The organism is Kurthia gibsonii (genome assembly GCF_006539985.1).
GTDB lineage: Bacteria > Bacillota > Bacilli > Bacillales_A > Planococcaceae > Kurthia > Kurthia gibsonii.
Genome location: NZ_BJOB01000066.1, coordinates 1 through 8,978 on the forward strand (window position 1 = coordinate 1; position 8,978 = coordinate 8,978).

Here is an 8,978-nt window from a genome sequence, read left to right on the forward strand (position 1 = left end):
TTCATCTACCCTTGACATCAACGCTACCACCTCAACATGGTACGAGTTGATAGAATTGATGAATTTGCTATTTTTAATGAAATGTTCGTATTCGGGAACATGTCGACTAATTTGTAGGTTTGTGGGAACATATCAACTGATTTTTTATGATAAAAATTTTTGGTTTTAATATTTTTATTTGACTATTAGAGCTGGGCAATTTACTCTTTTCATTACTTTATGACTTACGCTACCTAATACCATTTCTTGCAATGAATTGAGTCCCCGACTACCTATAACAACCATATCAACCTTTTCCTTATTTGCGTATTCAATAATAGTAGGACCAGGATATCCATGTAGTATTTCAAGTTTATATTCTATATTTTTCGACTTCACTTTTTCTTCTATTGGAGAAAGTATTTTGCGACGAGTATATTCAAGTTCTTCTTTTCCCTGTGAATGAAGAATTTCATTTTTAGATTTTGAATAATCAACAACATAAATAATTTCAATTCTACAATCGGAAATTAACGAAGCGATTTTCACCGCTTCATCAGTTGCTCGTAATGAGTTTTCTGATCCATCAACAGCTAGTAATAATCTTTTATACATTTTCAAACCTCCTATTTTATTAATTGTTTAATCTACATTATTATTCACAGCGAGTTTATGGAATATCTCTCTGCTTGATGTATCTAAACCAATGATAGTTACCTTATTATCTTTTTCTTGAAATTTAATCACTGCTTTATCAACTGCCCCTACAGCAGAGTCATCCCAAATATGTGAATCTGAAAAATCAATTATTATATTTTTATTCTCCAAATTGAAATCAAATGACTTTAAAAAGTCTTCAGTTGATGCAAAAAACAACTGACCTTCCACTTCATAAATTACTTTATTATCTTGATGTTTACTTTTCACTTTTAACTTTGATATTTTAGCTACAAAGAAGATCGCACTAAGTATAACCCCTGCAATAACACCCTTTGATAAATCATTGGTAGCTACAACTATTCCTACGGTTACCAACATAACAATTGAATCAGTTTTGGGAGCTCTTCTAAGATAAGTAAACGATGACCAATCAAATGTCCCTATTGAAACCATAATCATTATTCCTACTAATACAGGCATTGGGATTTGTATGACTAAGTCCCCTAATACTATAATTAAAAACATCAAGAATATCCCGGCAATAAAGGTAGATAACCTTCCACGTCCACCAGACTTCACATTTATAACTGATTGACCGATCATTGCACATCCAGCCATCCCACCAAAGAACCCTGTAACGATATTTGCAATACCTTGTCCTCTTGACTCTCTGTTTTTATCACTTTCTGTGTCTGTCATATCATCTACAATGGAAGCTGTAAGTAAAGACTCCAGTAATCCAACAATAGCTAACGCTAGGGAAAAAGGAAATACAATTACTAATGTTTCCAACGTAAATGGAACGTTTGGAATAAAAAACTCTGGCAATGTTCTTGTGATAGCTCCTAAATCACCGACAGTGCGTAAATCAACATTGGTATAAAGTGCTACGGCTGTCAATACAATAATTGCGATTAATGGAGCTGGAACAGCTTTGAAAAATCTCGGAAGTATATACACGATTGCTAATGTAATTGCTACAAATACATACGTCAAATTAGAAATCCCAATAAAGTGAGGTACCTGAGCCATAAAAATTAGAATCGCTAATGCATTTACAAAACCTATCATGACAGCTCTTGGTATGAATTTCATCACTTTAGCTACTTTAAATATACCAAATAATATTTGGATTACACCTGTTAGGATAGTTGCAACCAGTAAATAATCAAGTCCATGTTCTTTTACTAAAGGAACCATAAGTAATGCCATTGCACCAGTTGCTCCTGAAATCATTCCCGGTCGTCCTCCGACAAATGCTATAATTACAGCGATACAAAAGGAGGCATATAAACCAACCATGGGATCTACACCTGCTATGATGGAAAATGCAATTGCTTCCGGTATTAGTGCTAATGCAACAACAATTCCAGCAAGTATATCCCCTCTCACATTTGAAAACCATTCTCTTTTTATTTTCTCTAACACTTAAATCTACACCTCTTCTGTTTAAATTTATTTTTTATCCCTCGAAAAATCCAAACTGACCTTAATAAAAATAGTTTAACACCTTTCGTCCCAAAATGGAACCATTATGGGAAATAACATATTATATTTTATGATATAATTATTAGGGCTTCTTTTTTAAAATAAAGGGGTGTTTAATATGTTGATTGGTTATATAAGACCTGAAAGTGATGATGATAATTATAATAAACAAATAACAACACTTCGTGAAATAAATTGCGATAAAATAATTATCGAAAATCATTCTTCCGCAAAGAATCGAACTAAACTTAACGAAATGATCCATACACTTGAACAAGGTGACAAAATAATAATCACTAAATTATATTCGCTAGCGGACTCTACACTACATTTAGTCGAGCTATTACAGATGATTGAAGACAAAGGTGCCTACATAAAATCAATTAGAGAAGATATTGATACGAGCAATGAAAGTGGGTATCAATTTAGTTATATTGTAAAACATCTAGTTGAATTTCAAAGTGATGTAATTAGCGAAAAGACCAAGAAGGGATTAAATAAGGCAAAACAAAGAGGAGTTACTGCCGGAAGACCACGATTACCTGATGAAAATGTAAAACGTGCTATTAATATGTATCAAAGTAAAAAATATAGCCTATCTGAAATAAGAAATGAAACTGGTATTAGTAAATCTACCTTATATAGATATCTTGAAAGTTAATTATCATTCTACATTCAAAGATACAGTTTAATCCTATATTGTTAATTTAAACTAACGTAGCATATTCTGAAAATACGCTGCGTTAGTTTTTATTTTATATTGCTATTTCCTTTTCAATACCCGATTTAAACTCAATCGTTAAATTCCTTTTATGAATCGTCACTCTTTCAATTAACTGCCTTACAAGCAGGTCATCGTATGTTTCAAGTTGCTGCGGTTGCTCTTTTAAATACTTTGTCATTTCTTCAATCCGCTGTCTAAGTCCTTCTCGAACTGCGTTTTTCATCATGACTTCCTGCTTCAGTTCCCGCAATCGATATATTTCTTCCGCCACATCATCGTAATCTTCTTTTGAATTTGCGAGTCTGAGCAGTTCCCTTTGATGGTCTTCTAACTTTTCATCAATACCCACTGTTGGTTTATCTGCATTTTCATTCAAAACTGTTTCAATATTTTCTATTAATATGTTCAAGTAATTATCTTTGTTTCCCAAGACTTCATTGATTGCATGAACGATGGCTTGCTGGAGTTCATCTTCTCTGATTGTTTCTGCACTGCAAAGATGTGTTTTTCTTTCTAGTCTGCTGACGCATCGCCACACGATGGATCTGTATCCGCGGTTATTCCAATGCACCCTTCGGAAAACATCTTCACATTCTTTGCAAAAGACTATACTCGACAAAGCATACTTGCTGCTATACACTCGTTTCTTTCCAGTTTTTCCGTTTCGGATATTTGCCCTTCGCATCATTTCTTCTTGAACTTGTAAATAGATCTCCCTTGGAATGATGGCTTCGTGGTTATTTTCTACATAGTATTGTGGAACGTGACCATTGTTGACAACTCGCTTTTTCGTTAAAAAATCTACGGTATATGTTTTTTGAAGCAATGCATCTCCGATATACTTTTCGTTTTGAAGAATCTTTTTAATCGATTCTGGTCGCCACTTCGTTCGTTTAGCTGCGGTTAATATCTCATCAGCTTCAAGGCCACGTGCAATTTGAACCAAACTGGACCCCTCTAAATATTCTCGAAAAATCCGTTTAACGATTTTCGCTTGTTCCGGATTGATGACTAATTTGTTATGTTCATCTTTTGTATAGCCTAGAAAGCGATTATGGTTCACTTGCACTTCACCTTGCTGGTATCGGTATTGAATGCCAAGTTTTACGTTTTGACTAAGTGACTGACTTTCTTGTTGTGCAAGAGAAGCCATGATGGTGATCATTATTTCGCCTTTGGCATCCATTGTGTTGATGTTTTCCTTTTCAAAAAAGACAGGTATTTCTTTATCTTTCAATTGCCTGATATATTTTAAACAGTCTAGCGTGTTTCTCGCAAATCGACTGATTGATTTAGTAATGATCATGTCGATTTTTCCACTCATACTATCTTCAATCATTTTATTAAACTGCTCGCGCTTTTTTGTATTTGTTCCAGATATCCCATCATCAGCATAAATACCCGCTAACTCCCATTCAGGATTGTTCTTAATATAGGTAGTGTAGTGTTCCACTTGAACTTCATAACTAGTTGCTTGTTCTTCGCTATCTGTTGATACCCGACAATAAGCTGCTACTTTTAATTTTTCCTTTTCCTCTGCATCAACATTCCTCGTTCTTCTCCTAGCCGGGATAACTGTGACACTTCTTGCTAAGGCCATTTTAAGTCACCTCTTCTTTAATTAAGCTGTATACATATTCTGCTTGTTTAATTGGATTGTCGTATTTGTTTTCCACTTTTTCGATTGTAAATGCGAATGGTGGTGTAAATGATTCTTCCTCTTTTGTTCTATTTAATCGACCTAGCTTCTTCGCTCGTTTAAATCTCTCTTCTTTCAACTGTTCAAATTGGGATTTTGAAATTAATCTAGGGAATATTCCATTCCCTAGATACCTTTCATCTGTTAATATTCTTGTAATTCCTCCATGTGATCGGTTAATACCAGAATCATTTGCTGCATTAGCTAAAGATTGGCCCGATAAGTATGATGCGATTAAAAGCTTTAATTGCTCAGCTTCTTTGGCATGAACTTCAATTTTTCCGTTTACTATTGCATATCCAAAAGGTGTATGTGCCATCAGCGCTTAACCCCCTCCCTTAATGTAATGCCACAATTCAAATGAAATCCTATCTCATTTGGTGAATATACGAGTATCTTTTTTACAATGTCTTGAAAAGATTCTTCATCAAATGCATCTATAAATTTTCCTTGCTTAAAATATTTAATGAGCCGCTTCACTTCACTTAGCTGATTTGAACCGTCATTGATTAAATACAGTAACTGCTCTCTTTCTTCTTTTAACTTCATGTGTCTTTGGGACAGTTCGATTTTCTGTTCATTAAAAATTGCTGGTTCCAAAAAACCTTTTGCCATTAATTGAATTAACGTATTAAGTTTGTCTTTTATAACTTCGAGTTGTTCTTCAATTTCGGTAATTTTTTGATAGGTTTCATCTTGATTTGAAGTTTCTAGTTGTTTGGATAGTGAGGTTAAAACATAACTATATCCAAACTTTAGTTTATTCATCATCGTAATAAATGCCTGATGAATACGTTCTTCCCTTATAAAAAGCATCGAACACTCATCTTTGTTTTTGATGTGTGTTGAACAGCACCAGGCAATATATTTACTATGCGTAGATGTGTGAATTCTTCTTTTAAATGTATCGCCACATTCTGCACATTCAATCTTTCCTGAAAATGGATAACGGTTTAAATACTTTCTACTTCCAACTGCTATATTTTTTTGACTTGCCTGATATTCTAGCATTCGATTAGCCACTTCAAAATCAGCATGCGTAATAATCGCCTCATGATGATTTTCAATTAGGTATTGATCAAGTTCACCTTGATTAACCTTTCGATTAAAATGTTCATCTGTATACGTCTTTTGAAGCAACACATCCCCAGTGTACTTTTCGTTCTTTATAATTCCACGTATCGTAGTTCCAGTCCATTTGCCATTTCTCTTAGTTGGAATTTTCTCTTTGTTTAGCTGCCTGGCAATTCGTTCTGTTCCCACTCCTTCAAGTACACTATTGAATATTCGCTTTACCACTTGTGCTTGTTTTTTATTTACAATTACTTGTTCATCGATATAGTCGTAACCGTAAGGTGGATATGATAATTTATATGTCCCACGTTTGAATCTTTGCCTAATTGACCACTTACTGTTCTCCGATAAAGATACGGACTCATTTTCTGCAAGGCTACTTAAGATTGAAAGCATAAGTTCACTTTCCATCGAATTCGTATTGATGTTTTCCTTTTCAAAATAAATGTGCACACCCAGGTCCATCAATTTTCTGACTAACTCCAAGCAGTCAATTGTGTTTCTCGCAAATCGACTAATGGATTTTGTTAAAATGAAATCAATTTTTCCTTTTTCGCAGTCGGATATTAAGCGAATCAGTTCAGGTCGTCTGTCTTTTTTCGTTCCTGTAATACCTTCGTCGCTATAAATATCAATAAGTTGCCATTCAACATTCTTCTCAATTAAAGTTTTGTAGTGTCGTCTTTGCGCTTCTAAACTAATCAATTGATCCTCATTTGATGTTGATACACGTATATAGGCAGCAACCTTTTGTTTCGGTTTTACTGCTGAAGATGTTGTCACATCTAGTGTTGTTATCTTCCTCATCCACTCAACCTCCTTTCTTGTACGTGGTATATTAGCGTTATAACGCTGTTATATCAAGGTTTATCGCATATTAATGGACCTAATAAAGGATTGAATTTTTGACGATTTAATTTGCTTATTTGATTGAATTCTTCCTGAGAAATGAGCTCTTCTTCTCGTAATATCATTAGAGTTTTTTCAGCAAGATGAAAATTGAGTTCATTTTTAAGTTGTTCTTTAGTTGGTTTTGATTGTTTATGATTTGGTGTTTGATGATTAGGTGAGAGTTGTGTCATTCGCATGTAGATTTCCTCCTAAATAGTGTTCTACCTATATGCGAAAAAAAGAGAGGATTCGAACCCCCCTAAGTTTTTAAATTTTAATTCGTTGCATATATAAGTATATGCTTATATAATTATATAAAAGATAGGAGGCCTTAAAATGTTAAATGCAAACATTGAAATGAATACTGCATCAGAAATCTTCAAATTATTAGGTCATGAAACACGATTAACAATGTTGAAAATACTAGATGATCACGATTGTTGTGTTTGCGAATTTGTGGAGATCTTTCAAGCTACCCAACCCTCTATTAGTCAACACATACGTAAGTTAAAAGATAGTGGATTAATCAAAGAGGAAAGAAGAGGGCAATGGATTTTTTATTCTACAAATGAAGAGAATGTGCATTATCATTTTATAATCCAATTGCTAAATCTGTTGCCAAATCAAAATGAAAAGTTAAAAGAATTAGAAGATAGTGGTACACGAATTAAGTGTGAATGATTGGGGGAATAAATTTGTCATCATCGATTATACTTGCATCACTCATTTTTTTACTAACACTCGTTTTAGTCATTTGGCAACCGAAAGGCCTGTCAATTGGCTGGTCTGCATGTGGTGGAGCAATCATCGCTTTACTCATAGGTGTCGTAGACTTTAGTGATGTAATCGAAGTAACCAGCATTGTATGGAATGCCACTTTAGCATTTGTTGCCATCATTTTAATCTCACTTATTTTAGACGAAATCGGTTTATTTGAATGGGCAGCATTACATATGGCGCGTATAGCTAAAGGTAATGGAATAAAAATGTTTATTTATGTCAGTATTTTAGGCGCAATTGTTGCAGCGCTTTTTGCAAATGACGGGGCGGCATTAATTCTTACACCGATTGTTCTTGCAATGGTTCGTAATTTAAATTTTAAAGAAAAGATGATTTTCCCATTTATTATAGCAAGTGGATTTATAGCAGATACAACATCCCTTCCTTTCGTTGTGAGTAACTTAGTGAATATCGTATCGGCTGATTTTTTCAATATCGGATTTATCGAATATGCATCTACAATGATCTTACCAAATATTTTTTCATTAACTGCAACAATCTTAGTACTGTTACTCTATTTTAGAAAAAACATTCCGGAAACATACGATGCTTCAGACTTGAAGAAGCCACATGAGGCGATTCAAGACATGAAATTATTCCGTCTATCATGGTACGTATTAGCGATATTATTGATCGGTTATTTTACAAGTGAGTTCATACAACTACCTGTTTCGATTGTTGCAGGAATTGTTGCGATTTTATTTTTATTCATCGCTAGAAATAGTAATGCTGTCAATACGAAATCCGTTATAACTGGTGCACCATGGGCGATTGTTTTTTTCTCCATCGGTATGTATGTCGTTGTATTTGGTTTAAGGAATGCAGGTCTTACAGATGTATTAGCACGAATCATTGAAGCAAGTGCTGAACAAGGTTTATTCGTTGCCACCATTTCAATGGGATTTATCGCTGCAATCCTTTCATCTATTATGAATAATATGCCTACTGTCATGATTGATGCAATCGCTATCTCAGAGACAAATACAACTGGTGTGATACGTGAAGCACTTATTTATGCAAATGTTATTGGCTCTGATTTAGGTCCAAAAATTACACCAATTGGTTCACTTGCAACGTTACTATGGCTTCATGTACTCTCTCAAAAAGGTATTAAGATTTCATGGGGTACGTATTTTAAAACGGGAATTATTTTAACGTTGCCTATTTTGTTCATTACGTTGTTAGGGCTCTACATCACATTAATTTTATAATAGGAGATGAAAGTTATGTCAAAAAAAATTATTTACTTTTTATGCACAGGAAACTCTTGCAGAAGCCAAATGGCTGAAGGATGGGCAAAAAAGCTTCTTGGGAATGAGTGGGAGGTTTATAGTGCAGGAATTGAAGCACACGGAGTAAACCCCAATGCGATTAAAGCAATGAAAGAGATTGGTATTGATATATCTGAACAAACATCTGATTTAATTAACACTGAAATCTTGAATAGCGCAACATTATCTGTCACGCTTTGTGGTGATGCAGCTGATAAATGTCCAATGACTCCACCACATGTACAAAGAGAGCATTGGGGATTCGATGATCCAGCAGGAAAGGAATGGTCAGAATTTCAGCGTGTACGTAATGAGATTGGTGAAAGAATTAAACGTTTTGCAGAATTGAATGATTAAATATCAAGACAATGAAAACTCTAATTAAAAATAATCAAGCCGATTATTTTATTTA

Annotated in this window: 10 protein-coding genes; 4 read left to right on the plus strand and 6 right to left on the minus strand. The window is 34.3% G+C overall.

Annotated features, from left to right (window positions below; all coding sequences use genetic code 11):
• Window positions 1-174 precede the first annotated feature (174 nt).
• Together KGI01_RS12715 and KGI01_RS12720 are read right to left on the minus strand one after the other, a co-directional pair.
• Window positions 175-594, minus strand: a complete 420-nt coding sequence (locus tag KGI01_RS12715) for a universal stress protein (RefSeq protein ID WP_068128761.1) — start codon at window positions 592-594, stop codon at window positions 175-177.
• Between the two features lie 27 nt (window positions 595-621).
• Entirely contained in the window at window positions 622-2,067 is a 1,446-nt protein-coding gene (locus tag KGI01_RS12720) for a SulP family inorganic anion transporter (RefSeq protein ID WP_141274994.1), read from the minus strand.
• Window positions 2,068-2,245: 178 nt separating this feature from the next.
• Between KGI01_RS12720 and KGI01_RS12725 the strand changes: the two genes are divergently transcribed.
• Window positions 2,246-2,788, plus strand: coding sequence for a recombinase family protein (locus KGI01_RS12725; protein ID WP_070456258.1), 543 nt, complete (start codon window positions 2,246-2,248; stop codon window positions 2,786-2,788).
• Between the two features lie 94 nt (window positions 2,789-2,882).
• Here the strand turns inward: KGI01_RS12725 and KGI01_RS12730 are convergent, their stop codons facing one another.
• Genes KGI01_RS12730 through KGI01_RS12745 form a run of 4 tightly spaced genes read right to left on the minus strand, consistent with a single transcriptional unit; the run spans window position 2,883 to window position 6,712 of the window.
• Entirely contained in the window at window positions 2,883-4,451 is a 1,569-nt protein-coding gene (locus KGI01_RS12730) for a recombinase family protein (RefSeq protein WP_141274995.1), read from the minus strand.
• Between the two features lies 1 nt (window position 4,452).
• On the minus strand, window positions 4,453-4,869 hold the full coding sequence (locus KGI01_RS12735; protein WP_141274996.1) for a recombinase: 417 nt from the start codon (window positions 4,867-4,869) through the stop codon (window positions 4,453-4,455).
• Window positions 4,869-6,431: a recombinase family protein gene (locus KGI01_RS12740; protein WP_141274997.1), complete on the minus strand. Its 1,563-nt coding sequence runs from the start codon at window positions 6,429-6,431 to the stop codon at window positions 4,869-4,871. The genes KGI01_RS12735 and KGI01_RS12740 overlap by 1 nt, the downstream gene beginning before the upstream one ends.
• Before the next feature lie 53 nt (window positions 6,432-6,484).
• Window positions 6,485-6,712 (minus strand): SHOCT domain-containing protein, encoded by a 228-nt coding sequence (locus KGI01_RS12745; protein WP_061114352.1) that lies wholly within the window; start codon window positions 6,710-6,712, stop codon window positions 6,485-6,487.
• Window positions 6,713-6,851: 139 nt separating this feature from the next.
• On the opposite strand from KGI01_RS12745, the gene KGI01_RS12750 reads away from it, so the two are divergent.
• From KGI01_RS12750 to arsC, 3 genes are read left to right on the plus strand one after another with little or no spacing between them, the layout of a single operon-like run.
• Window positions 6,852-7,196, plus strand: coding sequence for an ArsR/SmtB family transcription factor (locus KGI01_RS12750; RefSeq protein WP_141274998.1), 345 nt, complete (start codon window positions 6,852-6,854; stop codon window positions 7,194-7,196).
• A gap of 14 nt (window positions 7,197-7,210) precedes the next feature.
• Window positions 7,211-8,506 (plus strand): arsenic transporter, encoded by a 1,296-nt coding sequence (locus tag KGI01_RS12755; protein WP_269801309.1) that lies wholly within the window; start codon window positions 7,211-7,213, stop codon window positions 8,504-8,506.
• Window positions 8,507-8,521: 15 nt separating this feature from the next.
• Window positions 8,522-8,923: an arsenate reductase (thioredoxin) gene (arsC, locus tag KGI01_RS12760; RefSeq protein ID WP_061114355.1), complete on the plus strand. Its 402-nt coding sequence runs from the start codon at window positions 8,522-8,524 to the stop codon at window positions 8,921-8,923.
• The last annotated feature ends 55 nt before the right edge of the window (window positions 8,924-8,978 follow it).

Bases quoted from the DNA above. Each gene is read 5' to 3' on its own strand.
- KGI01_RS12745 (WP_061114352.1), bottom strand. From the start codon at position 6,712: ATGCGAATGACACAACTCTCACCTAATCATCAAACACCAAATCATAAA.
- KGI01_RS12725 (WP_070456258.1), top strand. From the start codon at position 2,246: ATGTTGATTGGTTATATAAGACCTGAAAGTGATGATGATAATTATAAT.
- KGI01_RS12750 (WP_141274998.1), top strand. From the start codon at position 6,852: ATGTTAAATGCAAACATTGAAATGAATACTGCATCAGAAATCTTCAAA.
- KGI01_RS12740 (WP_141274997.1), bottom strand. From the start codon at position 6,431: ATGAGGAAGATAACAACACTAGATGTGACAACATCTTCAGCAGTAAAA.
- KGI01_RS12730 (WP_141274995.1), bottom strand. From the start codon at position 4,451: ATGGCCTTAGCAAGAAGTGTCACAGTTATCCCGGCTAGGAGAAGAACG.
- KGI01_RS12735 (WP_141274996.1), bottom strand. From the start codon at position 4,869: ATGGCACATACACCTTTTGGATATGCAATAGTAAACGGAAAAATTGAA.
- arsC (WP_061114355.1), top strand. From the start codon at position 8,522: ATGTCAAAAAAAATTATTTACTTTTTATGCACAGGAAACTCTTGCAGA.
- KGI01_RS12715 (WP_068128761.1), bottom strand. From the start codon at position 594: ATGTATAAAAGATTATTACTAGCTGTTGATGGATCAGAAAACTCATTA.